The 24,927-nt window shown below is 69.4% G+C and carries 22 protein-coding genes; 15 read left to right on the plus strand and 7 right to left on the minus strand.

Going from position 1 to position 24,927, the window contains the following annotated elements; all coding sequences use genetic code 11:
- Positions 1–460: 460 nt before the first annotated feature.
- Together ACH4XV_RS39260 and ACH4XV_RS39265 are read left to right on the plus strand one after the other, a co-directional pair.
- Positions 461–691: a hypothetical protein gene (locus ACH4XV_RS39260; RefSeq protein ID WP_395797818.1), complete on the plus strand. Its 231-nt coding sequence runs from the start codon at positions 461–463 to the stop codon at positions 689–691.
- 175 nt (positions 692–866) lie between these two features.
- Complete coding sequence (locus ACH4XV_RS39265; protein ID WP_395797820.1) at positions 867–1,907, plus strand: YihY/virulence factor BrkB family protein; 1,041 nt, start codon at positions 867–869, stop codon at positions 1,905–1,907.
- Positions 1,908–2,184: 277 nt separating this feature from the next.
- Here ACH4XV_RS39265 and ACH4XV_RS39270 read toward each other — a convergent pair whose 3' ends face one another.
- The gene (locus ACH4XV_RS39270; protein ID WP_395797822.1) at positions 2,185–2,751 is read right to left on the minus strand and encodes a dihydrofolate reductase family protein; all 567 of its coding nucleotides are present in this window, start codon (positions 2,749–2,751) and stop codon (positions 2,185–2,187) included.
- A gap of 1,290 nt (positions 2,752–4,041) precedes the next feature.
- Between ACH4XV_RS39270 and ACH4XV_RS39275 the strand changes: the two genes are divergently transcribed.
- Positions 4,042–5,373 (plus strand): M14 family metallopeptidase, encoded by a 1,332-nt coding sequence (locus tag ACH4XV_RS39275; RefSeq protein ID WP_395797824.1) that lies wholly within the window; start codon positions 4,042–4,044, stop codon positions 5,371–5,373.
- A 158-nt stretch (positions 5,374–5,531) separates the two neighbouring features.
- On the opposite strand, the gene ACH4XV_RS39280 is transcribed toward ACH4XV_RS39275, so the two are convergent.
- A complete protein-coding gene (locus ACH4XV_RS39280) occupies positions 5,532–6,395 on the minus strand; it encodes a helix-turn-helix domain-containing protein (protein ID WP_395797826.1) in 864 nt (287 codons plus the stop codon).
- A gap of 368 nt (positions 6,396–6,763) precedes the next feature.
- Here ACH4XV_RS39280 and ACH4XV_RS39285 point away from each other — a divergent pair, with 368 nt between their 5' ends.
- The 5 genes from ACH4XV_RS39285 (at position 6,764) to ACH4XV_RS39305 (ending at position 11,439) form a co-directional block, all read left to right on the plus strand.
- Positions 6,764–8,059 carry an aromatic ring-hydroxylating dioxygenase subunit alpha gene (locus ACH4XV_RS39285; RefSeq protein WP_395797828.1) on the plus strand — a complete coding sequence of 432 codons (1,296 nt, stop codon included), beginning with the start codon at positions 6,764–6,766 and terminating at the stop codon, positions 8,057–8,059.
- A complete protein-coding gene (locus ACH4XV_RS39290) occupies positions 8,052–8,588 on the plus strand; it encodes an aromatic-ring-hydroxylating dioxygenase subunit beta (RefSeq protein WP_395797830.1) in 537 nt (178 codons plus the stop codon). Before ACH4XV_RS39285 ends, ACH4XV_RS39290 begins: the two co-directional genes overlap by 8 nt.
- A gap of 21 nt (positions 8,589–8,609) precedes the next feature.
- A complete protein-coding gene (locus ACH4XV_RS39295) occupies positions 8,610–9,485 on the plus strand; it encodes a VOC family protein (RefSeq protein WP_395797832.1) in 876 nt (291 codons plus the stop codon).
- A gap of 53 nt (positions 9,486–9,538) precedes the next feature.
- Positions 9,539–10,405 carry an alpha/beta fold hydrolase gene (locus ACH4XV_RS39300; RefSeq protein WP_395797834.1) on the plus strand — a complete coding sequence of 289 codons (867 nt, stop codon included), beginning with the start codon at positions 9,539–9,541 and terminating at the stop codon, positions 10,403–10,405.
- Positions 10,406–10,503: 98 nt separating this feature from the next.
- Complete coding sequence (locus tag ACH4XV_RS39305; RefSeq protein WP_395797836.1) at positions 10,504–11,439, plus strand: PDR/VanB family oxidoreductase; 936 nt, start codon at positions 10,504–10,506, stop codon at positions 11,437–11,439.
- A 114-nt stretch (positions 11,440–11,553) separates the two neighbouring features.
- Here the strand turns inward: ACH4XV_RS39305 and ACH4XV_RS39310 are convergent, their stop codons facing one another.
- The gene (locus tag ACH4XV_RS39310) at positions 11,554–12,783 is read right to left on the minus strand and encodes a serine hydrolase domain-containing protein (protein WP_395797838.1); all 1,230 of its coding nucleotides are present in this window, start codon (positions 12,781–12,783) and stop codon (positions 11,554–11,556) included.
- A gap of 507 nt (positions 12,784–13,290) precedes the next feature.
- Between ACH4XV_RS39310 and ACH4XV_RS39315 the strand changes: the two genes are divergently transcribed.
- The 6 genes from ACH4XV_RS39315 (at position 13,291) to ACH4XV_RS39340 (ending at position 19,231) form a co-directional block, all read left to right on the plus strand.
- Positions 13,291–14,547 (plus strand): ROK family transcriptional regulator, encoded by a 1,257-nt coding sequence (locus tag ACH4XV_RS39315; protein WP_395797840.1) that lies wholly within the window; start codon positions 13,291–13,293, stop codon positions 14,545–14,547.
- Between the two features lie 225 nt (positions 14,548–14,772).
- Positions 14,773–15,030 carry a lasso RiPP family leader peptide-containing protein gene (locus ACH4XV_RS39320; RefSeq protein ID WP_395797842.1) on the plus strand — a complete coding sequence of 86 codons (258 nt, stop codon included), beginning with the start codon at positions 14,773–14,775 and terminating at the stop codon, positions 15,028–15,030.
- Positions 15,027–16,985, plus strand: coding sequence for an asparagine synthase-related protein (locus ACH4XV_RS39325; protein ID WP_395797844.1), 1,959 nt, complete (start codon positions 15,027–15,029; stop codon positions 16,983–16,985). Before ACH4XV_RS39320 ends, ACH4XV_RS39325 begins: the two co-directional genes overlap by 4 nt.
- The gene (locus ACH4XV_RS39330) at positions 16,982–17,833 is read left to right on the plus strand and encodes a lasso peptide biosynthesis B2 protein (protein ID WP_395797846.1); all 852 of its coding nucleotides are present in this window, start codon (positions 16,982–16,984) and stop codon (positions 17,831–17,833) included. Before ACH4XV_RS39325 ends, ACH4XV_RS39330 begins: the two co-directional genes overlap by 4 nt.
- A gap of 239 nt (positions 17,834–18,072) precedes the next feature.
- Complete coding sequence (locus tag ACH4XV_RS39335; protein ID WP_395797848.1) at positions 18,073–18,243, plus strand: hypothetical protein; 171 nt, start codon at positions 18,073–18,075, stop codon at positions 18,241–18,243.
- 262 nt (positions 18,244–18,505) lie between these two features.
- On the plus strand, positions 18,506–19,231 hold the full coding sequence (locus ACH4XV_RS39340; RefSeq protein WP_395797850.1) for a DUF981 domain-containing protein: 726 nt from the start codon (positions 18,506–18,508) through the stop codon (positions 19,229–19,231).
- A 182-nt stretch (positions 19,232–19,413) separates the two neighbouring features.
- Here ACH4XV_RS39340 and ACH4XV_RS39345 read toward each other — a convergent pair whose 3' ends face one another.
- The gene (locus ACH4XV_RS39345; protein ID WP_395797852.1) at positions 19,414–20,172 is read right to left on the minus strand and encodes a DUF2637 domain-containing protein; all 759 of its coding nucleotides are present in this window, start codon (positions 20,170–20,172) and stop codon (positions 19,414–19,416) included.
- A gap of 1,384 nt (positions 20,173–21,556) precedes the next feature.
- Between ACH4XV_RS39345 and ACH4XV_RS39350 the strand changes: the two genes are divergently transcribed.
- Complete coding sequence (locus tag ACH4XV_RS39350; protein WP_395797854.1) at positions 21,557–22,186, plus strand: NUDIX hydrolase; 630 nt, start codon at positions 21,557–21,559, stop codon at positions 22,184–22,186.
- Positions 22,187–22,765: 579 nt separating this feature from the next.
- Here the strand turns inward: ACH4XV_RS39350 and ACH4XV_RS39355 are convergent.
- The 3 genes from ACH4XV_RS39355 to ACH4XV_RS39365 form a co-directional block, all read right to left on the minus strand.
- Positions 22,766–23,161 carry a hypothetical protein gene (locus ACH4XV_RS39355; RefSeq protein WP_395797856.1) on the minus strand — a complete coding sequence of 132 codons (396 nt, stop codon included), beginning with the start codon at positions 23,159–23,161 and terminating at the stop codon, positions 22,766–22,768.
- Entirely contained in the window at positions 23,158–23,367 is a 210-nt protein-coding gene (locus ACH4XV_RS39360; protein ID WP_395797858.1) for a hypothetical protein, read from the minus strand. Before ACH4XV_RS39360 ends, ACH4XV_RS39355 begins: the two co-directional genes overlap by 4 nt.
- A gap of 237 nt (positions 23,368–23,604) precedes the next feature.
- Complete coding sequence (locus ACH4XV_RS39365; protein WP_395797860.1) at positions 23,605–24,882, minus strand: serine/threonine-protein kinase; 1,278 nt, start codon at positions 24,880–24,882, stop codon at positions 23,605–23,607.
- Positions 24,883–24,927 lie beyond the last annotated feature (45 nt).

The following is a 24,927-nucleotide window of genomic DNA, read 5'->3' on the forward strand; positions in this document are numbered from 1 at the left end:
GCTCCCATTCCGCATCGGTCAGATCGCCCCGCCCCATATCCATATCAACGACCCGGAGGCGAAGTAGTCACATGATCGACCGGACAGGTCCTAGTTTGGTGAGCAGATCCGTGACCGAGGACGGCGGGACGTGCCACGTCACGTTCTACGTGTACTGCTCGGCCGGGGTGAACGAGAAGTCGATCGGCGTCCGGTGCAAGACCGACTCGGGTGCCACCTTCTCGAGTTCACGAGACGGTACACATCAGAGCAAGGTCACCCTCAGCCCGCGGACAGCCGTAACGTACACGCGGGAGGACGTCGCCTGGGACTACTCGCGCGCGACAACCCAGGAAGGCGGCAACACAGAGTTTGTGTCGACGGATGCCTGGAACTACTACCTGTCTGGAACACCGAACCCCACACGCCCGGCACGGGGAAGATCGTCAACTCCCCCGACGGGAACCGGTGGTGGGATTACGTGGATATCAATGACCGGGCGCTTCCCGAGCGCTCGCTGTGCTTCACCTGGGTGCACTCCATGACCGGCGGCGAGGGATGGCACATTCCCAACGGGCCGATACATTCGTGGAATGAGTGGTTTCGTCCGCAGATCGTCGCGTGGGACAGGTATGCCAACAAGGGTACGTTCTGGGTGGACGGGAGCGATATCACTCGGGAGCTCAAGGTCTACGACCACGAACCGCGATAACAGCGCTCGAGTCCGAACTTCCGTTCGGTGATGGGTTGCCGGCCGCAGGGTGAGTGCGGTCCGGGAGGCATGGGTGCCGGAGGAGCGCGGGGTGCGAGTTCGGCATCGGCCCCGTTCCGACAGGATGGGGCGTCGAACCGGGCATGAGGTGGGCCGGGGCGGAAATCCGTCGGATATGACACGCGCATCGCGACACGGACGCCAAGGGGACGACGCCGATCGTGCGATCGAGGTGGGTCCCTCCGAGCAGGTCGAGGAACGAGAGCCCGCCGAGCCCACCGAGTTGTCCAAACGCGCCTGGTGGGCGGTGCTGCGCGGTACGGTCAAGGAGTTCAAGGACGACGAACTCTCGGACCGGGCCGCGGCCTTGACCTACTACAGCGTCATGGCGCTGTTCCCCGGCCTGCTGGTGATGGTCTCCCTCCTGGGTGTCGCCGGTGAGTCCGCCACCGAGCAGGTGCTGGACAATCTGCACACCTGGGCGCCGAGTTCGGTACGTGACGTGATCAGCGACGCGGTGCGGCAGTTGCGCAACGACGGCGGCCTGGGTTCGCTGCTGGCGGTGGTGGGTCTGATGGTCGCCGTGTGGTCCGCGTCCGGCTATGTCGCCGCGTTCATCCGGGCCTCCAACGCCGTCTACGACATGCCCGAGGGCCGGCCGGTGTGGAAGATCCTTCCGCTGCGGGTCGGTCTGACCGTCGCGCTGATGCTGTTGGCGTGTGTGAGTGCGTTGATCGTGGTCTTCACCGGTGCTCTGGCTCGGCACGTGGGTACCGCGCTGGGTGTCGGCGACGGCGTGCTGGCGGTGTGGTCGATCGTGAAGTGGCCGATCCTGGTGGTGGTCGTGATGATGATGATCGCGATCCTGTATTGGGCCGCGCCCAACGCCGCCGGTCGTGGCTTCGTGTGGGTAACCCCTGGCAGCCTCGTGGCCCTGGCGATCTGGATGGTCGCCTCCGCCGGTTTCGCCTTCTACGTCGCGAACTTCGCCTCGTACAACAAGACGTACGGAACGCTCGCGGGTGTGATCATCTTCCTGGTGTGGTTGTGGATCACCAATCTCGCGGTCCTGCTCGGCCTCGAGTTCGACGCCGAACTCGCCCGGCGACGCGCGATCGCCGGCGGGCTGCCCGAGGACCGGGAGCCCTACGTCCGTCCGAGGGACACCCGCAAGTGGACCGCCGAGGACCGCCGCCGCCTGGAGGGGACGACCTGAGGCCGGCGGGTTCGGGCGGCGTCGCCGGGCAATCATCGTGTCGCCGACCGCACCCGACGCCGCGAACCGGTCCGCGCCGGCCCGGCCATGACCGGTGGTGGACACAATCCGATCCGATTTCTTGCGCTCGGACATCTCAACGGCCCTTTTCCACGCGAGCCATGTCGTTCGAGAACGGCGGAATCCCGTGTTTTCACACGACATGGCAATCGGCCGGCTCGCGCTCGTCTCGCTCGCCATCTGCATGGCGACAAGACAAGCGCGTGGGTGGTGCTGCTCAGCGCTTCGTCTCGTACCTGGTCAGAATCACGTCGCCGGGCATCGTCCGCGTCTCCACCAGCTTCAGGTTCACCCAGCTGTCCAGCGCGGTGAAGAACGGCGTGCCGCCGCCCACCAGGACCGGATGGGCGGCGATCATGTACTCGTCGATCAGCCCGGCCCGCATCGCTGCCCCGGCGAGCGTTGCGCCGCCGATGGTCATCGGGCCGCCGTCCTCGGCCTTGAGCCGGGTGATCTCGGCGATCGCGTCACCGGTGACCAGGCGGGTGTTCCAGTCGACCTTTTTGATCGTCGAGGAGAACACCACCTTCGGCGTGTCCCGCCAGTTCCGCGCAAACTCGATCTCAGCCGGGGTGGCGCCGGGCTGCTGGTCGCCGGTCGGCCAGTAGGAGCTCATCGCCTCCCACAGCTTGCGCCCGTACAGCGACAGGTCACTCGCCTGCTCGTGGTCGAGCCACCACTGGAACAGCTCGTCGCTCGGCGGTCCGCTCCAGCCGATGTCGTCGCCGGCCGCGGCGATGTAGCCGTCCAGGGTCAGGTTCATGCCGTAGATCAGTTTCCGCATGGCGCGGCCTTCCGTCCGTGGGTGTCCGGGGTATGGACCGGCGCGGCGCGGAAAACTCATCGGTACGCGACCCCGGCTCGCGGTGGGGGACGGGGTCCGCGCTCCCGTGGCGTACCCGTGGGTGCGTACACGACGTCGCCTGCCACGAGTAGACCAGTCGGCCGCGAGTGCGACGCAGGCGGCCAGGCCCCGTTCGACGTCCGGAGTACCCGCCGCAAGGCCGCGGCCGTGGTGGTTCGGTTGTGTCGGGTTCCGGCTCGGGCAACGGTCATTCGCGGTGATTCGTTGCCGCGGCGGGAACGCAGGACCCCCGTGTTCGGTTGGGAGACGGCGCACCGGAGCGATCCGCGCCCGGCGTCCCGCAGGCTGCTTCAGCTCGGAGTCGATGAACCCGCCTTCTGCATAACGTCGTTCGTCGCCTTGTTCCGTGTACTGGGTCTCGGGGCGGAAGCATGCGGCGCTCGTCGTGGCGTCGGCCTTCGAGGCGGTCGCGGTCCTGGTCCTGACCGTGAGGGCCAGAGCGATCCCCCGACGATCGGTACCGGGCGTCCGGAGCGGCGTCCACCCTGCGTGCCGGAAGCGCGTTCGGCCGGTGGGAAACGGACACGTGGTTTCGCCATGTGGCGGGTGTGCCGTGAGGATGCGCGTGCGGTGCGGGGGTGGCGGTGCGTGACGTCGGTCGGTGTCGACCTCGACATCGCCGCAGGGCACGGCACGCGGGGGTGGATTCGGGCGGCCGATCCGCATCCGCTTTGCCACCGCTGAGTGAGCGGGGCCGTCGGCCCGGGCACCGGTGATCTCGGTCGCGGGTTCGGCTCGATTTATGGCTGTCCATGTGTCGCGTATCGGACACAATGCGACGTGACCGCCTGACGGTCGGTCTCGCAGCACCTCCCGTCCGGCTTCCGCCGCCCGCGTCGGGCGACGAGTCCGGAACTCCACCACAGCAACGACGGCTTCCCGTGTCGATCGGGTCCTCGACTTCCGAAACGCGTTCGTGAGGGACCGGGGCCGGGTGCGGGAAGCGGTTTCCCGTACAGCGCGCGTTCGTCCCCTCCGACCTTCGGTCGCGCGTTCGTGTTCGGCTTCCGGCCGTGGTGCCGGCAGCCGATGTCACCGGGTCCTCGTCCCCACGTCGATTCGGCTGTGCCCTCGGGCCGTGACGCCCCGCCGGTGTTCGGAGACGCATTCTCGGCTGCCGCCCGGTCCCCATCGAAGCGGCGGTCGTCCGCACGCGAGGAAACCCCCTCCGGCGTCGGGGAATGCCGACGCCGCCCTCAGGAGGCATGCGTGAAGAGAACACGAACACTGACACGGACATCGATCGGCAGGAGAAGGCGTCTGTCGGCACTGGCCGGCGCGCTCGCCGGCGCGGTCGTGCTGTTGAGCGCCACCTCGAACACGGCCGTAGGACAGAGCAGTTCGAGCGCGGACAAGGTCGAGTCGGGGGCCGAATACCAGGTCGTCGGAGTGCGCACGGCAGAGCAGCGCACCGCCATCGCCGGCACCGGCGCCTCGATCGACGGCGTCGACGACAGTCGACTCGTGATCACCGCGACGCCGTCCGAGGTCCGCCGGATCAGGGCACTCGGATTCCGCGTCGACTCGCCGTCGACGCGCGCGCCGGAGCAGGACGCGCACGCGTTCGACTTCCCGCCGTCCGATTCGAATTACCACAACTACGCCGAGATGGTCACCGAGCTGGACAAGGCCGTCGCGAACCATCCGGACATCATCACCAAACAGGTGATCGGCCGCAGCTATCAGGGGCGCGACCTGTACGTCCTGAAGATCTCCGACAACCCCACCGTGGACGAGAACGAGCCGGAAGTGCTGTTCACCGCCCACCAGCACGCCCGTGAGCACCTGACCGTCGAGATGGCGCTCTACCTGGTCAAGATGCTCGGCGAAGGCTACGCGAACGACGCCCGGATCAAGTCGCTCGTGGACAGTCGCGAGATCTGGATCATGCCCGACGTCAACCCCGACGGCGGCGAGTTCGACATCGCCACCGGCGCGTACCGCAGTTGGCGCAAGAACCGTCAGCCCAACGCCGGTTCGAGCAATGTCGGTACCGACCTGAACCGGAACTGGAACTACAAGTTCGGCTGCTGCAACGGTTCCTCGCCCGTCCCGTCGAGTGAGACGTATCGAGGTCCGCGAGCCGAGTCGTCGCCCGAGGTCAAGGCGATGGCCGACTGGGTGCGCGGACGCAGGATCGGCGGCAAGCAGCAGATCACGGCCGCGATCGACTTCCACACCTACAGCGAACTGGTGCTGTGGCCGTTCGGCTGGACGTACACGAACGTCGTACCGGGCATGTCGCTCGACGAGTACAACACGTTCGCCACGATCGGTCAGGCGATGGCCGCGACCAACGGCTACACGCCCGAGCAGTCGTCCGACCTCTACATCACGGACGGCACGATCGACGACTGGCTCTGGGGTGACCAGCGAATATACGCCTACACGTTCGAGATGTACCCCCGTTCCGGCGGGGGCGGTTTCTATCCGCCCGACGAGGTGATCCCGCGCGAGACCACGCGGAACAAGAACGCGGTGCTGCACCTGCTCGACTACGCCGACTGTCCGCCACGCGCCATCGGCAAACCGTGCAGCTAGCGCGGTCGGATACGTCGTCGCCTCGATAACGCGGCACGTCGCCCGGAGTCCGGACCCCACCGAACGCCTTAACGGCCCCGGACCCCGGGCGACTTTTCACCGCCGTCGGGACAGGTCCGGCCGCAGATACGACCCGAAGGCCCGCACCGGTCGGCGATCTACACGCGCGGGGGTGCCGAGAGGCCGTCGGCCACCACGGCGGCAAGCCTTTGCGCGAGGGGCGAACCGGCTTCCACCACGTGGATGAACAGGCTCAAGCCCGGGTCGTGCGTGACGTCGAGCCGCTCGTAGGGGAGCTTGAGGTCGCCGATGGCCGGAGGGTTCACATGCACGTCGCCCGAGCGATGGTGGCTGATGTTGTGATCGTCCCAGCGGGACCGGAACTCCGTGCTGCGCACGTTGAGGTCGAGGATGAGCTCGGCGAGTTCGCGATCGTCGGGATGACGTGTGGCGTACCACCGGAGCGCTCCCACGGTTTCGTCGGCGACACGCTCCCATCGGCACTCGAAGGCTCGACCGGCCGGGTTGAGGAAGATGAAGCGAGCCCGGTTGCCCTTGTCTTCGGGGTTGGTGAGCAGGGGCGCGTAGATCGCGCGCGCTTCGCGGTTCCCGGCAAGGAAGTCCATGCGGTAGTTGCTGATCCATGCCGGCAGCGGACTGAGCGCGTCGGTGATCACCTGTAGCGCCGGGCGTACGGCATCGCCGTCATGGTCCTGTGCCCTGGCGGCCGTCGGGCTCTTCTCCACGGAGTGCGCGAGGTCGCGGAGGTGCGTGGCCTCCAGATCGTTGAGGTCGAGGGCGCGTGCGATGGCGCCCAGTACGGCCTCGGAGACACGCACTTTCTGACCGCGTTCGAGGCGGGCGTAGTACTCGACGCTGATGCCGGCGAGCGCGGCCACCTCTTCCCGCCGAAGGCCGGGTACTCGCCGCCCGATGCCGGGCGCACCGCCGAAGCTTGTCGGGTTCACGCGCGCACGGCGGGAGCGGAGGAAACCTCCCAGGTCACTGTCTTCAGGTGCCATGGTCCGAAACTGTACGCCCGGGACGGCCTGACACGTACTGCCGGTACGCGTTACTTGGACCGCGTATCGACCGGCTCTGCCGCGCGACCGGCAATTCCCTCCACACTGAAGCCACCCGGTTCCCGGTGATTTTGATGCGGCAACCAAACCGATCGAATCCATCCCGGATCCTCGGCGCAGGAAATCGGCACCGTATTCGCCGAGCGAGATCTCGAAGTGAGCACACATGACATCGACCGCAGAAATTCTCGGGCACAGCGTGGATTGTTCGTCGCACTGCGTTCGCGGCGGTTCGGACACGTCGACCCGCTCCGGGCGGATCGCGTGAACGACAGTTTGATGCGAGCGTCTCGAAGGGAGACAAACCCATGACCGCGCAGGCAGAACGTCCGACGCCGCCCCTCGACGAGCACACGCGTACCTCGCCCATGCTGGTGCCCCGGAGGAACTACACCGACCCCGGCCTCTACGAAGAGGAGCGGGTCAAGATCTTCCGGCGTACCTGGCAGCTCATCTGCCACACCTCGGAGCTTCCCGAGCCGGGTAGCTACCGGACGGCGAGGATCGCCGGAGAACCGGTCGCGGTGTGGCGCGGCACCGACGGGGTCATTCGCGGTTTCCACAACGCGTGCACCCACCGCGGAGTCGAGGTACTCCTCGGCGCCAAGGGCACGTGCCCGGGTTCGGTGAAGTGCATGTATCACGCCTGGGCATTCAGCGACAAAGGCGACCTCATCGGGGTTCCGTTCCCGCGGGCCTATGGCGAGGGCCTCGACAAATCCCAGTACGGCCTGACACCGGTCAAGGTCGCGGAGTTCGCCGGACTCGTATTCGCCGCCATCGACCCGGCCGTCGAGAACTTCGAGGACTACCTGGGCGAGGCGGCGCGGTACCTGCGGGAATTCATGGCCGATACCGAGGTCATCGGCCGCGCCCGATGGGACTACCCGGGCAATTGGAAGCTCTGGACCGACAACTTCCGGGACAACTATCACCCGCAGTTCCTGCACCGCATGATCGCCGACGGCCGCGGCGGTATGCAGCCCGGCAAGAATTACGAGCTGGCCAGCGGTCACTCGATGCTGACGTTCCCGGCGTACGGCGGTTTCAACATCGAGAAGTACGCCGCCGGCCTCTCCGCCGAGCTGGGCGAGAACCTCACGCTGACGGTCGAGGACTCCGCCAGTCGCGGCCATACCGCGCAGGAACAGGAAGCCCGACTCGCGGCGTGGGAGCGGGACGTCCGGCACGGCAACACGATCTTCGCGGTCTTCCCGAACTTCGACCTCCAGTACGACGCGGACGGCAGCAGCATCTTCCTGGAGGTGGCGACTCCCCTCGGTCTGGACAGCACGATCGTGGAGCTCATCATCCTGGGCAAGGTCGGTGAGTCTGCGGCGGAGCGCAAGCGTCGCCTGGAGACCGGCGCCGATTCCCAGGGTTCCTGGGGCAAGATCAGCGCCGACGACCTCGAGGCGGCGGTACGCGCGCAGAGCGGACTGCGGGGCACCAGCCTGGCGACCTCCCACATGGGCCGCGGTCTCAAGCCGGGCAAGGTCGGCGACAAGTTCGACGAGTACTCGCTGCGGTGCTTCCACAAGCTCTGGAATTCCTACATCAACGAAGAGCCCATCGTGTTGGAGAAGGGATTCGTTCATGAGTGAGCAGCAGGTATTCGAGCACGAGGTCGTGCAGCCGCGGACGGCGCCGACCAGTGGCACCCGCACATACGACCCGGCCCTGATCGAGCGGGTGCGTGCCTTCTACGCCGACTGGGCGGCATGCCTGGACGAGGACCGTTACCGCGACTGGCTGGGGCTTTTCCACCAGAATGCCGAGTACTCCGTGACGGATCGGGACAATGCCGACACGGGTCTGTACCTGACGAAGGAGCGTGGGATCGTCGCGCTCCAGGTCCGTGCGGCCTACCTCTCCGGCTACTGGCGCATGCAGCGCAAGCCCCGGGTCCATCTGATCGGCAACCTGCGCGTCTTCGTCGAGAGCGACGGCACTCTCAACGTGAAGGCGAGTGTGGTGTTGGTGCGCACCGGTCTCGACGGACACTCCCGGGTCCACGCCGCCGGGACGTACGACGACCTCCTGGCCGCGAAGGGCGAGGGCTTCGAGATTCTCCGCCATGCGGTGGTGCTCGATGCCGACGTGCAGCCCTATGACATGACCGACATCGTCTGATCGTTGGATAGGGGACCCGTCATGAAACAGGACCGCTATATTCGCGCGCTCGGTTACGTCGGATTCACCAGCGCCCGAGTCGAGGACTGGCGAACCTTCGGCACCGGCATTCTCGGACTCCAGGACGTATCCACGCCTGACGCGGCGGAGACGGAACTGCGCCTGCGCATGGACGAGCGCTCGTGGCGGATCGCCGTCGAGGCGGGCGCCGGGGAGGGGCTCGCGTACCTCGGCTGGGAGACCGCGTCACCCGACGCACTCGCGGCGCTGGTCGACCATCTCGCGACGCACGGCTTCGACGTGGTCGAGGAGACGCCGCAGTCGGCCCGGCATCGTGGGGTCACGGAGCTTTACAGCAGCCACGATCCGGACGGCAACCGGCTGGAGTTCTACTGGGGCCCGAGCGCCGATCCGGATCCGTTCCACTCACCTGCGGGAGTGGAGTTCGTCGCCGGCGCGCTCGGGGTGGGTCATATCGTGCTCCGCACCGTGGAGTTCGATGCCTGCAACGAGTTCTACCGCAACGTGCTCGGATTCGGGCTCAGCGATTACGTGATCATGCCCCCGCGGCTGATCAACTTCCTGCACGTCAACGAGCGCCATCACAGTCTCGCCCTGATCGAGGGGGACCCCGCGGCGCCCTCGGTCAGCCACCTGATGCTGGAGCCGACGCACGTCGACATGGTCGGCCGCGCGATGGATCGCGTCCACGCCTCGGGTGCCAAGCCGCTGGTCGGACTCGGTCGGCACGTCAACGACCGGATGATCTCCTGCTATCTCCAGACGCCGTCCGGCTTCAGGCTCGAATACGGCGCCGGCGGTCTGCTGATCGACCCCGCGACGCACATCTCCACCCACCACACCGGCGACAAGGTGTGGGGACACCAGAGTTGCTGACCGACTCGGCGGCGGGTCGATCGTCGAATTCTCGCAGTAAGGGAGGCGGACCGATGTCCGTGAACAGCATGTGGAACGACCTGGTCGGTGCCTCGATCGGGTACCGGGGCAAGGAGTTCAAGACCCGTGTCATCGAAGCCGGCGAGGGGGAGCCGCTCATCCTCATGCACGGGAACGGCGGCCACGCGGAGGCGTACAGCCGCAACATCATGCGGCTGAGCAGGCATTTCCGCGTCATCGCCATCGACCTGCTGTGGCACGGCTTCTCCTCGGGCCGACCCTTCACCACCGAGATGGTGCCGACCTACGCCGAACAGGTCGTCGACCTGATGGACTCGATCGGCGCCGACACGGCCCACCTCGAAGGCGAGTCCCTGGGCGGCTGGGTGAGCATGTGGATGGCACTGCACCACCCCGACCGCGTCGGAAGGATCATCCTCAATACGACCGCCGGCGCCGAGGTGGAGGAAGGGCCCGTCACGCCGGAGCGGCTCGCGGCCGGCGACGCGCTCAGGGCGCGCTCGCTCGCCGCGATCGGCGACCCGACCCGCGAGACGGTCCGCAAACGGCTCGAGTGGCTGATGGCCGAGCCGGACCGCGTCACCGAGGAACTCGTCACGCTGCGGCAGTTCTTCTACCAGCGCCCCGAGACCCGCGAGGGCCTTGTCAACGTCATGCGGAACAGCTTCCGGTCCGACTCTCCGCATCGCGTCACCCCGCAGATGCTCGGCCGGATCCGACAGCCGACCCTGGTGCTCTGGAGCGACCACAACCCCGGTACCGGCCCGGAGTTCGGCCGCAAGCTCGCCTCGCTCATCCCCGATGCGCAGTACTCCTGCATCGCGGACGCGGGCCACTGGCCGCAGTGGGAGAAGCCCGAGGAGCACGACTCGGTCGTCACCGAGTTCCTCCGCGCCTGACCACGGCATCCGACCACCGCATCCGACCACCGACCGGCTCCCCTCGGCGGTTGCCTTTCCGGCGAGTTCGCGCGCGGCAGGGAAGCGAAGGAAGAATCATGCAGTTGTTGGTGAGACAGATCCGATGGGAGGCTGCGGGGGTCGTCTCCCTCATCCTGGTGGATCCGATCGGGCAGGACCTGCCCGGATGGGAACCCGGGGCCCACATCGACCTGACGGTCGGCGACGGCTCGGTCCGGCAGTACTCCCTGTGCGGTGACCCGGAGGATCGGAAGTCCTATCGCATCGGCGTCCTGCGGGAGGCCGACGGCCGAGGCGGTTCCCGGTTCGTCCACGACCGGTTGCGCGTCGGCGCACTGATCGAGGTGGCGGGTCCTCGCAACCACTTCCCGTTCGACCCGCCTTCCCACACCCGCATCCGCTTCGTGGCCGGCGGCATCGGCATCACCCCGCTGATACCGATGATTCGGGACGCGGAGTCCCGGGGACTGGACTGGAAACTCACCTACGGCGGCCGCAGTCGGGCCTCGATGGCGTTCCTCGACGAGCTGGACTCCGTGCGGGTGCATGTGCATCCCGCCGACGAGGCCGGGCCGATCGACCTCGACACGGCACTCGGTGACCCCTGCCGGGACACCGCGATCTACACCTGTGGCCCGAGCCGGCTCCTCGACGCCATCGAGGAGCGGGCCTCCTCCTGGCCGCGGGGCGCACTCCACCTGGAGCGCTTCTCGGCTCCGCCCGCCGCCGTGCCCGCAGCCGGCGACGGACCGTTCGAAGTCGTGGCCAAGCGCAGCGGCATCACGGTGACCGTGCCCGCCGACGGGACCATCCTCAAGACACTCGAAGACGCCGGCGTGAGCACGCAGAGCTCCTGCTCCGAAGGGATATGCGGGGCTTGCGAGACGCTCGTGGTGGAGGGCAGGCCCGATCACCGCGATCACGTTCTCACGGAAGAGGAGAAGGAAGGCGGCGAGTACATCATGATTTGCGTCTCGCGCGCCCGCACCGAACGCATCGTCCTCGACATCTGAGTTCGCGTGCGCACCGGCGCTGTTGATCAGGCCCGTGTCCTTGGCGGACGAATCGCGGCGGGGCCCTCGTCACGGGCGTGACGAGGGCCCCGCGCTGCCATGCGCGGGCTCCGGTCAGCCGGACCTGCCGCAGAACGTGTGCTTCATGATGTTGTCGACGACCCTGCCGTGGGCCGGCGTCACGTTGAGCCCGTACGGGTTGAACGCGACCACGACCGTGGTGCGCCCGTCCGGGCTCGCGTACATGCCGGTGCGGGTGCCGATCGCCGTACCGCCGAGGCCCCACGGATCGGGGGCGCAGGTCAGCGGCCAGTTGCCCAGGCCGAGTCCGTATCCGTCCTCGCCGCCGCGGACGGTCTTCTTCATCTCGGCGAGTTCGGCCGGGCGCAGCAGCTTGCCGGAGAGCAGGGCCGCGTCGAAGCGGGCCAGGTCCCGGGTCGTCGAGATCATCTGTCCCGAGGCGCCCGCCCCGGACATGTTCAGCCGGGTGACGTCGAAGACCCGGCCCCCGTTGCGCAGGTAGGACTTCGCGTAGGGGCGGTCGAGTTCCGGCGAGTCACCGGGGAATCCGGTGTCGTGCATGCCCAAGGGACGCAGGATGCGGCGTTCGACCTCTTCGGCGTAGGTCCTTCCGGTGACCCGTTCGATGATCATCCCGGCGAGGAGGTAGTTGGTGTTGGAGTAGTGGAAGTCGTCCTTTCCCGGTGTGGTGGTCATCGGCCTGCGCAGGGACGCGATCGAGAGTTCGCGCGCGGTTCGGGTCTGCCATCGACCCGTGCGCAGCCAGGTTCGCACGGCGGCTTCGTTCGTGAAGTCGGGGAACAGGGCCGGGTCGTCGGCGTAGTCGGGAATGCCGGAGGTGTGGTTGAGGAGATGGCGCAGGCGCACGGGTTCGCCCGCCGGCCCGTGGGGGATGCGCAGACCCGGCAGGTACGCGTCGATCGGGTCGTCGAGACGGAGCCTGCCCTCGCCGACCAGTTGCAGGACGACGGTGGCGACCGGCGACTTGGTGGTGCTGCCGACCCGGAAGCGGCCGTCGGGGCGCACGGGCGCGTTCGTGTCGCGGTCGCGGACGCCGGCGGAGCCGCGCCAGACGACGTTCCCGTCCCGGCGGACCTCGATGGTGGCGGCGGTGGAGATGTCGCCGGCGACCAGGGCCTGGAGGTCGGCGGCCAGGCCCACGGCGTCGACGCCCGGCGGTGGCGGTGGCGTCGGGGCCACGGCGTCCGCGGCGGCGGAGGTCGCGGTGGCGAGGGTGAGCGACATGGCGGCGGACAGTCCGACCGCGATCCGAACGAGCCGTGCGCCGAGGGCGCGCGGGCGGGCACGCGAAGAGGCGGGCACGCTTGTGCCTCCCGAGATCAGAGGGTGGGTTGACGGACCCAAACCTCTCCTTCGACCGTAGGCCGCGTCATCGTCCGCCCGAGGGAGGGAGACTCCCCGAGACGATGCGCCCGAACGCCGCGATCACCTCCGGGACTTCCCCCAGGGGAACACCCGGAGACCGAACTCGGCGACTGCGCCCGGTGGTTCGCTCGGGCCCGGCGCGATGGCGACCCGCCCGACGACCGCGCCCGTCCGGGTTCGAGGTCACGGTGGCGGCTTTCGATCGCCGGGTCGGGCGGGGTGAACCGGCGTTCGGGTGCGATCGTCCAGATGGGCCGTTCGTCGGGTATGACTCGTGACACATCGGCTGCCGGGTGGCGGCGTTCATTTCGGGGGGTTCGACGATTCGGTCCGAAGTCCCGCCGGATACGAAATGAAGTATTAGCCTGAGTTTCGGGTGCAGACGCCTTTACTGTGAACGATCGCCGACGCGCTCGCTCGTTCGCCGACCCACCGGGGGAATTCGTGGCCGATCTCCGTAGCCTGCTCAAGGCGGGCGATGCCGGCAATCGCCGCCGCGTCCTGCAGGCCCTGATGATCCGCGGCGGGAACCAGACCGACGTGGCGAAGTACGCCGGCATCGCGGCGGCGACGGCGGGCAACATCCTCAACACCCTCGAGGGTGAGCGGGTGGTGCGGCGCCAGGCGTCCGGACGCGAGCAGCAGGTGAGCCTGCAACCGCTGACCGGCGTCGCGGTGGGCATCGAACTCGGTTTCCAGCGCACGTCGGTGGTGGCCCGGCGCGTCGACAGTCCGCACCTCGCGCCGGTCGGCAGGCAGGACGACGTGGGCGCCAGGCACGGTGTCCAGGCATGGTCGAACGCGGTGTTCGCGGCGGTGACCGGACTCGCGGAGGAACTGGGCGAATCACTCGACGACATGGCGACGGTCGGGCTGGCCGTCCCGGGCGCGGTCGATCCGCGCTCCGGGCTGCTGACCCCTCCGGTGTTCCCGCTGTGGCGCGATCAGCCGGAGCCGCGCGCAGAGTTGGAGCGGCTGCTGCGCGACAAGGCGCGTCCCGGCACGCTGCGCGGCGAGTTGCGCGTGGTCATGGACAACGACGGCTCACTGGGCGCGCTCGCGGAGAGCGTGCACTGCCACCCCGACGCGGAGATTCTGCTGTGGATCAAGGGATCGACCGGCGTGGGCGGCGGGTTGGTCGTCGGCGGTCAGGTGATCCGCGGCGGCAGTGGCTCGGCGGCGGAGATCGGGCACATCGTCGTCGATCCGGACGGCGACTACTGCCAGTGCGGCGGACGCGGCTGCCTGGAGACCCTGATCGGGGCGAACACCCTGATCCGCAACGTGCGTTCGGGCCTTGGGCAGCTGCCCGTCGCCGCGCAGCCGACCGACCTCTACCAGATCGCCGACAAGGCCCGCGCCGGCAACCAGGTGTGCCTGCGGGTCCTGCGCGAGGCAGCGTTCCACCTCGGCCTCGTCCTCGGCAACGTCTGCAACGTGCTCAACCCGAGTCTCGTTCTGCTCGGTGGGGCGCTGGGGTCCGCACACGACCTGATCCTGGCGGATTGCCGGTCCGCGATCGACCGCACCGCGCTCGCCGCGGTCCGCCTCGACGCCTCCCGTCCCGAACTGGTGGGCCCCGGCGATCCGGAGGCGAAACACCCGCGCTTCCGCCTGGAGCCGAGCCGGCTCCCCGACGCCATCGCCCGCGGCGCGCTCATCCTGGGCATTCAGGGCGCGGGATTCGCCGAAAACCGTTGATTTCACAGTGGATCAGGATTCAGGGTGGGCATTGTCCGCCCGTCCGTGGTGTTCGATTCATTCATTCCGGAAGGTTCCCGTCGGGGTCCGACACCCCTGATTTCCGGGTCCTGTCGAGGTGGGGTCGAAAGTCGACCACCGCTTGTATGGTGGAGAAAACGTTTCGTGGCCGCGGCGGTGACGAGTCGAAGGCAGGGGAGTATGCGCAGGGTTGGCGACGCTCGCATGCCGGAATCGCCGAAGGCTTCCGTACCCGAGGCACCCGAGGCACCGGAGGTACCCGAAGCACCCGACGCATCGGAAGCACCCGAGGACGCGCTGTCCGCCGACCCCGTGGAGTCCACCGAAACACCGTCCCTCGGCGACCGCCGAGCCGATGACTACCGGCCCCCGATGGTCGTCGCCGTCGGATCGGTGCGTCGGGCCACCAAGGGCAGTGCCGCCAGCGGCAAGGCGGACGCGAATTCGCAGTTCTACTGGTGAACCCCTCCTCCGCGACGGCGCCCGGCCGCGCGCGGCTCGCCGAGGTCGCCGTGGCACCCGGGTTCGTCGTCGCCGTCCGGGAGCAACCCGCAAGGTCGCCGGCCGAACCCGCCGCCGACCCCGCATCGTTGGGCCTGCCCGGTACCCCCGTGTGGTCGGCGTTGCCGGGGCTGCGCGTGTACGGGGCATGGCGGTCTGGGCAGGTGCGCTCGGCGGTGTACCGGGACGTGCGCATGGTGGTACTGGGTCACTGCCTGGCGTCCGACGAACGGCTTGCGCGCGAGCTTCGCGACATGATCGGACGCGAGGGGATCCGGGCCGAAGGGATCGAAGGTCGCGCGGGCCGTGTGGGTCGCGGGCTCGATCTGCCGGGTGCCTACATGTGCATCGTGGCCGCCCGCGACGGCGTGCGCATCCGATCCGATCTGGCCGGACAGTACCCGGTGTTCGTCTCGTGCGCCGACGGATGGGCCGTCGCCGCGTCGCACGCACGCCTGCTCGCTCGGCTGCATCGCCGTGAGCCCGACGCCGTCACCGCCGCCGCGCGGATCGCCTGCGCGCACGTGCCGCCGCTGTGGGCGGATCGATCACCGTTCCACGACATCGCGCGCGTGGCGGGCGGCGCGGTTGTTCGACTACGGCCCGGCGTGCCGCCCGTGGTGGGCCGCACCGGGACGCTCTTCGGAATCGGCCCCCTCGCGCGCGGCGCGCACACGCTCCACGACGCGCTGACCGAGGCCGTGGCCGCCCGCTGTGCCGCCGGCGCCGTGGCAAGCGACTTCAGCGGCGGACTCGACTCGACGACGCTGGCGTTCCTGGCGGCACGCTCCGGGCAGAGGCCGGTGGCGGCGGTGACGTACCACCACCCCGATGCCCCGGCGGGCGACCTGGCCCACGCCCGGCGGTTGGCCCGTCTCGACGCCCGGCTGCGGCACATCGTGGTCGAAGGCCGCCACGACACACTGCCGTTCGACCTGGACGCCGCCCGGAGGCAACAGCCGCACACGGCGCTCATCGGGCGGGCCGACGACGACGAACCCGTGCCGGGGATGCTCGCCCGCGGCCGGTCGCTGCTGCGCCTGGCCGCCGTCGGCCCGCAGGACTGCCATCTGACCGGTGAGGGCGGAGACGCGGTTCTGGGCGCGCCCCCCGCGTATCTGGCCCATGTCGCGAGCCGCGGGCATGCGCGTACGTTCGCCCGGCACTGCCTGGCGCAGGCCCGACGCCACGACACCTCCCCCGCGGCGTTGGCGGCGCAGGCGCTGCGTACGGCCAGGACATCGGGCGCGGAAGCCCTCGTACACCTCGCCGCGACGCTGCGCTCGGGGGCGATCGCCGAAGGCCCCACCTCGTGGACCGACGGCGTCACGTGGTGGCCGCCGGTCGGCGAGGCGGTGTCGTGGCTGACACCGGCGACGCGTCGCGCACTCGCGGACCGCGCGGAACGGGCGGCGTGCGATGGTACACACCACCTCGACGGCGCCTCGGCCGCCGTGCACATCGCCGCCGCCGCCGAATTGCGGCATTCCGCCGACGCGCAACGGCACCTGCGGGAACTCGGCCACCGGCACGGCGTCGACGTGCACGCGCCGTTCCTGGACGACCGGGTGGTGCGGGCGTGTCTCGCGGTCGCGCCAGAGGAGCGCGTCGACCCCGCGGGCGGCAAGCCGTTGCTCGCGGCGGCGTTGCGCGGCACGGTTTTGCCCGCCGTACTCGGCCGCCGGACGAAGGGCGACTACACCCGCGAGGAATACCTGGGCGCGCGGCGGGCCGAGCCGTGGCTGCGGGCCTTGTGGGCGGACTCGGCCCTGGCGGACGCCGGCGTCGTCGAACCGGCGGCGGTGCTGCGGAGCCTGGCGCGATTCACCGCGGGCGTCGCGGTACCACTCGGCGCGTTCCGGCAACTCGTGGCCACGGAAGTGTGGTTGCGCGCCCGGCGGGAGGAACGATCGTGAGGATTCCCGCGCACGTGCGCCACGAGACGATGCCCGACGGAGGCGTGGTCGTGCTCGACTGCGCCGACGGGCAGTGGTACGTGTTCAACTCCGGTGCGCGGGACTTCTGGCAGTGCTGGTCGTCCGGACGAAGCCTCGCGCAGAGCGTCGCGGCCGTCTCGGACCGGCACCCGGACCTGCCACGCGAGCGGATCGCCGCGGACGGCGCCGCGCTGCTGGGCCAGTTGACCGCGCTCGGCCTGGTGGAGGCGGAAGGCGAGGGGCGGGGCGGGTCGCGGTCGACCACCCGGGGGTGGGCCGCCCGCTTCGGGTCGGCCGAAGCCCCCTCGCGGGCGGCGAACCCCTTGCGGAGCGATGGTGCGGGCGCCGTCCCCGGCGCCGTTTCGGGCGCCGCGACCCGCGCCCGGCCGATGGCCCGACGACGCGCGGTATCGCGTCGATACCCGGCAGGCCCACGACGCCCGACCCTCGGCCCAACGATCGCCCTGCTCGGCGCCGCGCTCGCCGTGCGGCTGCCCTTCGCCGTCGTACACCGCGCGGTGCGCGCGACCCGGGGCCGATGGGCCTCGGCACCGGAGGACCCGCGTCGGGCCGAGGAGTGCCTCGCGGCCCTGCGCCGTACCGCGCGCTGGTTCCCCGGGCGCGCCGCGTGCCTGGAGATCTCGCTGGCCGCCGTCCTGCTGTCCGCCGCGCATCGACGCCGCCTGGACTGGTGCCTGGGAGCGGCCCCCGATCCGTTCCGATTCCACGCATGGGTCGCGTGCGACGGCGCCGCGGTCGCCGCCTCGCTCTCCGCGCCGGAGGACGACGGCGAGCCCCCGCCCTACCGCGCGGTCCTGACCGTCTGAACGTCCTTTGATCGCCGCACGGTTCGGATTGACCGTTCCGCGGCCCCGGTGACGCCGTCGACCCTCGAATCCGCAGTCCCGCCGCATTCCACCCACCGTGTCCGACCGTGTGGAATCCGAAGTCGCTCGGCACGATTTCTCGTGCCCGATCATGCCTACCTCGCACCCGAACGCCGTCCCTACGCTCCCCACACAGGTCGGTACAACACCGGTTCGCGTACTCGGAGGAGCGAGGACACATGAGCGAGAACAAGCGTGGGCGAGCGCGACGCAAGCCCTGGATCACGATCGCCGTCGAAGCCGATTTCACCATCGGCAGGCGCCAGATCATCCGCGCCGCGAAGATTGCCGGCGGCCTGCTGGTCGCCGCCCTGCCCATCCTGCTGCGCGGCCTGGGCCTACTGCCCTGAACCACGCCCCCACCCGCCCGGGCGCCGCCACCCGCCCGGGCACCCGCTCACCCCGGCAACATGCGGTTGGATCGCCACACGGAACCCGTCGAGGTACATCTCTCTCGGCGTTGCCAGTTGGTGGTCGGTCGCCGACGCGGGCACGGGTGTCGACGCGGACCGTCCGGTGCCGGTGCGCCGGACGGTCCGCAATCGGGTGAATGCCGGCGTCGGCGGCCGAGGGATCGAATGAGTGGCGATACTTGATAACTATTGTCCACATATGAGACAAGATGCATACAATCTCGCGGCCGCCGGTTTGAAGATCGACTGGAACCGGATGCCGACCTACAACACAATCATGTCCGTGGCGGCCGGAGCCGGCCTGCTGCTCGTGGTCGCGTTGGGATGGCAACTCCTCTCACCCGGGCGCCGGATCGTCCCGGAGGCGTGGGCTCTTGCCTTCGGGGCCCTGGCGTTCGTCCTGATCACGACCGGTCTGCACATGACCCTCACCTGGCCGCTGGCCGGTCAGGGATTCCCGTTCGACAACGTCGTGTTCGGCGAGCCGTCGCTCGGCTTCGGCGTGCTGCTCGCGTGCGCGTCGCTGTACCTCTGGAAACGAGGAGCGGCCCTGGCCGAGGATCCGGACCGCGCGATCCGTACGGCGGGACTGGCGTCGCCCATCTCGGTCTTCGTGTTCGGCATGGGCCTCGCCTGCTTCGGGATCGCGGCGGCGGGTTGGAAGTACACGCTGTTCGCCGCGCCTCCCGAGGAGCCGATCTCGGGCGAGTTCGCGGATCACCCGATGTTGGAGGCGAGCTTCATCTCCAGCCTGTACGTCCTGGTCGGCATCGGCGCGATCCTGTTCCCGCTCGCCCTGCTGCGCCCCAAGGGCTGGCCGGTACGCGTGGTCGGAGTGGCCTGGACCCTGTCCGGACTGGCCTTCCTGTTCTTCGGCGGGCTGAACTACTTCACCCACATCGGCCTGATCGTCAACACGATGTGACACCCCGCGCGGGGCGCATGGTCGGTTTCTGCCGGCCGTCCCGGTGCGCGCGTTGCCCGGTCGGGGTGTCCCGACCGGGCAATGCGCCGAACTCCCGGCGCCGGTCCCTCGATTGCCGGGTGGTGGTCGGTTGCCCGGGTCCAATCCGGTGGGGCGTCGAGTGGTGGTCGCGATGCGGTGGGTCACAGGGGGATGTGGCGCCGCGGGCTTCGGTTGGTTCGCCGAGGTGGTCGGGTGAGGGTGATCTGGCGTACGAGTTGATGCAGGCACGCGGTTATCGCGATGGCGGGGAGGGCGGCGACGACGATGCCGTGGACGTTCTTGGGTGCGTCGGCGATGGCGAGTGCCATGGACAGTCCGGCGAAGGTGACGGACACGATCCAGGAGTGCGCCGCTCTGTGGTGGTGGAGGCTGGAGCGCAGGATGGACAGGCAGGCCACGATCCAGGGGCCGTGGACGAGGACCGGCCACCAGCGGGCCGCCAGGCCGTGCTCGGTGGCGGCGGCGTGGCGCAGTGGTTCCAAGGTGACGGCCGCGCCGAGGAGGCTGATCGTCGCGACCAGGACGACGATGGCCGCGACCATGGTGTAGCTCAGCCGATCGAGTACCGGTGCGCCGGTGACCGTTTGCCGGGCGGGCTTGGTGGTTGTCGGGGTGCGGCGTCGGTGGGCGGCGGGAGCGTTGTCCCGGTGTGTGGAAGGTCGGTCGGGAAGCCCGTCGGTGGTGGTTGTGGGGGTCCCTGGAGCGGGCTGTTGCAGAAGCCGGGCGAGTTCCTTCTCGAATCGCCACTCCTGCGTCGTCTCGGACGCGAAGGGTGGGTCGGGCGGCACGCCCGTGTCGAAGGCCGACCACGCGTCGGGACGAAGGGGCGGGATGGCGCCGTCGGGCGAGGTCGGGAGGATGGGCGAGGAGCTCAGGTCGTGTCCGATGCCGTCGTACATGTGCCTCGTTCGTTGCTGTGTGCGATGAGGGGCCCGTGCCCCGAGGACTTCGGGGCGTCACGACCGAAGGTGGACCACGATGTCGTCAAGGCGGCGCGCGAACGCGGCTGCGGTCAAAGCCATGGACAGGGCGAATTGCTCCATGTCGGCGGAGCAGTGCCGAAGTCGAACGCATTCTCCGCCACGCTTGAGGTGGGCATGCGGCGACCAGCTGAGGAATGTGGTCGCGCGGGGGACCAGTACCCAGTCTCCCAATTGATAGCAGCGCCTGGCGATTGTGAAGGGGGATGTGAACGCGGCGGCTTCATGAAGAGTCACATTCGATGAAACGACGCTCACCCTCGGAGCGGATGTGCGCCGTCGGAGTGAATTATTTCCGGTGCCTCTACGTTTTCGGGTGGTCTTCCTTTCGGTGCGTACGGCCACGACAGGTGTCTCCCATCAAGGAACGGCGTTCCGTTCGAACGGTGTGGTCGGGGCGGAGTGTCGGCCACGATGCCGTGAATCGCGAGGAGGGCGTGCTGCTGCGTCGAATCCGTTTCCGCCGGATCCGACATTCCGTCGGTTCACGAATCGCGGCCGTCGCGGCGTTACACAGGCCACAGGCCACAGGCACGCCCGGCGCGATCGGTGTCACGGATGATGGTCGCACTCGTACGAAACCGCACAGAAACCGCACCCGTTCCGTCCCGACTGTGTGCTCGCCGCGCAAAGATGAATCGCCGTACATCCACCCGGTGGATATCGGCTCGACGGCACGCGTATGGGAGGCAGCGCATGGCGACGTCGCGAGTCGACTTCCGCTCGCGGTTCCATGTCCCCGGCCCGTGCCCGGTGAATTCTGGGTGGTCTGTCTCCTTTTCGGATTTCCTCGATCGCGAATCCTTCGGACGTCGGTGATCGTTCGTGAGGGGGGTTCGCGGTGTTTTGCGCATATATTCTGCGGGATTTCGACCCGGTGGTTTGACGCCCGCCCGAGAGCAGGGTCGGTCGGCGACGCCGGTACACGGTGGTGACCGCCGCCGCGAGCATGCTACTGGGAATGTACCGTCGACAGCATAATGCGCGTTATGTTTCACGCTTCTGGCGCATTGCACACGGCGGGAGCGGCTCCGGTATCGACTGTTCGTCTTGTAGGGACTCACCAATCCGGTCACCCACAAGGCTGTGCAGAGGGATAGCCGGCGACCGTCCGGTTGGCAAGAATGCACGAACTTGCCCAACGCGCACGGTGCGCGGGCGAAAAACGAAGACGGCTACGCTCTCGTGAACGCCCCGCCGGCCATCGGCGGTGCGGTCCGCTGAGCGCGGTGGTCATTCCCCCCGGCCCGACGGCCGGCACCGCCGAGCAGGCCGTGGCGTTGCCGATGGCGGCCGAGACGGCGTGGCGCGCGCTCGACACACCGACCAACGCCTGACCCGAATCCGCGCCGCCGACCACGGCAACGAACCGCTGCGCCGCGAACTGGGCCTGGAAGCCGCCCCGCGCATGGGCCGCCCCTGGATCTGGCACCCCGACAAGCCCGTGCCCGACACGCTGCCCGTTGCCCAGTCGTCGGGGTGGCTGTTCGCCGACGACGGACGCGTACTCCTGGTCGCGGACAGAGGCATGCTCGCGCTGCCCGGCGGCGCCACCGAGGACGGGGATGCCGACACGTGGGCGACGCTCACCCGCGAGGCGTACGAGGAGGCCGGCGCCGTACCGGGAGCGCACACCTACCTCGGCTACCTCCACGACCACGACGCCCTGATCTATGGCGGGACCCCCGTCGCCCGCGTCCGCTACGCGGCCCGCCTCGCCCGCCTGGGGCCGGCGCGGCCGGACCCGGCGACCGGACGGGAATGGCGTCGCCTCCTGGTCGACCCGGCAACCGCCGTCGATCTCCTGGGCTGGGGCCGCGACGGACTGCGCGAGGCACACACGGCACAACGCCGCGCACACGAGATCCTCGGCGTACCCATCGCGGGAGACAGGTCCGTCGTCGAGGTCCCACCCGACGGGGTATCGACGTGACCGGGACGGATGCCCGGCCGAACCGGTCCCGTCGAGCACGGGCCTCAGGGCGAAGTCCCCGGCGCGATGGGCCGGGACGGGTCGGGGGCCGAGCGCTCGACCCCCGACCCGTCGCGTGCCTCAGTTGCTGACCGCGCTCGCCGGTCCGACGGAGGCCGCGAGGCCCGCGCCGGCGAAGATGATCGACAGCACCCCCATGGTTGCCGTGCGGCGAAGTGCGCTTCCGGTGAACTGCATTGTTTTTCCCCATGTTGCGGTACCTTGCCGGCCTCCGCGTGTCGAACGCCTTCGGTGCGTCGACGTCCTGTGTCGACACTGCCATCGTGGCGTCTGTGCGCGTGCGTGTCGTTCGCACCGGGCGCCCTGTCGTATGCACAGAACGAACGACCCGAAGCGGTCGATCGCGGGCCGGCGGGGGAGCCGGCGTGGCTGCTCGCCGTAGCGTGCATCGCCCGCACGCCAAGGCCCGGACACCGGCGCCGAATCGACCCGTTGCCCGCGAACGCGACACCTATTCCCGAAAGGCCGAGTCCGGAGAGGAACGGACGGCAGTCCAAGGCGTACGAGTGTGATGTGCGGTCAGATGTCCCGCATCGCGGTGGTGGTCCGCATGGCGAGTGGATGCTTCCGGTCGCGGTACCATGCCTGTTGCGCGACGGCGGCCGTCTCACCGGTCGAGGTGATCGTGGCGGTGAGGCAGAAGTCCTGGACGGTGGGACGCCCTTGCCCGTCCCGCCAGCGCCATGCCGTCTCGACCTCGTCCCACAGGCGCCGGGGCCCGCTCTGCAGGACACTCGGACTGCGCCCCGGGGCGGACCCGACCGCGGCGACGGAGTGCCCCGTGCCGGTGTCGGCGGCGTGCAACCACAGGGTCCCGCCGCCGGGTCCGTCCGGGACGGGCCAGGCGAGGCAGTCGCGAACGCACAACCCCAGCACGAAGCCGACCGGCTGGAGACCCCGGAGCGTGAGCGTCAAGACGCTGCGCCCGAACCATCCGGCCGACACGAGCCACCCGGCAATTCGCCGCCGAGCCACAGGTCGGGGCCGAAGTCCTCGTAGTGGATGTCGGCGGCGGGGACGCCGCGTTCGATGAGCCGGGCGTGTATCGCCCGCATGAAGGGCAGTGGGCCGCACCGGGCGGCGCGCGCGGCGGTCGGGATGGCGTTGTCCGTCAGGTCCATGCATCCCGCGCGGGCCTCGGAGGTGATCAGGTCGGCCCAGGGTGATCGGGTCGAGCGAGGCGTAGAAAACGCCTCCTGCGCACGCCGAAGCGCCCCGCGCAGGCGGCAGTTCGCGGCGAGCGGACACGGTGAGTCGCCCTCGCGGACCGCCACGTCGCCGGCTCTCTCCAAGTTGAAGGGACCGAGTCGCGCCCCGACCGGGTGTCGCGGATCGAGGTCGCGCGTGGTCACCGCGCATCATTCGCGGGCGACCGCGACGACGATGGCGACCACCACGGCCAGGACCGCGAGCAGCAGCAGGGCGTAGACCACGAGTACGGTCAGCGCGGTACCGGCCTTTGCCGCGGCCCGCCAACCGGTTGCGGACAGGCCCGCGAACCTGCGTGGGACGTCGCCGGGTTCGCCGGGCCGACGGTCGTGCCGGTCGCCGGGACGTCCGGGGGATGCCGGTTCGGGCATGGTGCGATCGGCTCGGGTGGCGGCGGGTTGCGCCGGCGAGGGCGGCCGTGGCGGTGCCGTGACGATTGTGGGGCGAGCGAAGTGCGGTCCGACCGCCGCGAGTTGGCGGCCCTCGCGTTCGTACGCGTCGATCAGCACGCGCCAGCCGTCGGGGATCCGCAGCTCGGCGGCGTTCGGCAGGCCCGGTGCCCGTCCCGGCTCGGTGAACGCGCCGAGCAGATCCGCGGTCCGTGGCCGGTCGTCTGGTTCGAGGGCCAGGCAGGGGAGGATCAACTCGCGGAGTCCGGCCGGCAGATCGGCCGGATCGACCTGGGCGCGGGCGACCAGGGCGAGCAGCCGCAGGTCGCTTCCCGTTTCCGGGTACGGCGGGCGCCCGACGGCGAGATGGAAGAGCGTAGCCCCCAGCGAGTAGACGTCCGACGCCGCGGTGGACGGCTCGCCCCGAGCCTGTTCGGGGGAGGTGAACGCGATGGTGCCCAGGGTCAGGTGGGTCCGGGTGACGTCCACGGCGTGCGAGATGCCGAAGTCGATCAACCGCAGCCCCGCGTTCGGCAGCAGCATATTCTGCGGCTTGAGGTCACGATGCACGATGCCCCCCTCGTGCAGATCCAGCAATACCGCCGCACAACTCGCGCCGAGTCGACGCACGCACGCCTCGTCGGCGGTGCCCCGGGAGGCGACGAGTTCGGCCAGCGAGGGGGCCGGGATGTACCGGATCGCCATCCACGGACGGGCCGCCTCGGGGTCGGCGGCCAGGACCCGCGCCGTGTGCTCGCCGCGAACGCGCCGCGCGAGCCCGACCTCGCGTGCGAACCGGCGACGCTCGACCTCGCCGATCCCGCCCCGGGCGAGCAGAGTTTTGACGGCGGCCAGACTGCCGTCCGCGGTCGAGCGAGCCAGGTACAGGCGGCCCATGCCGCCGGAGGCGAGTCGGCCGATCAGGCGGTAGTCGCCGAGGCGGTCCGGGTCGTCGCGGCTCAGCGGGTCGAGGCGGAGCGCGGTGAGGGGTGGGGTGTCCGGGGTATCCGGGGCGTCCGGGGTGGTCGGGGTGTTCATCGCAGGCCGTTCATCGGGTGCCGTTCATCGAAGGCCGTACCAAGG

The organism is Embleya sp. NPDC020630 (assembly GCF_044334985.1).
Classification (GTDB): domain Bacteria; phylum Actinomycetota; class Actinomycetes; order Streptomycetales; family Streptomycetaceae; genus Embleya.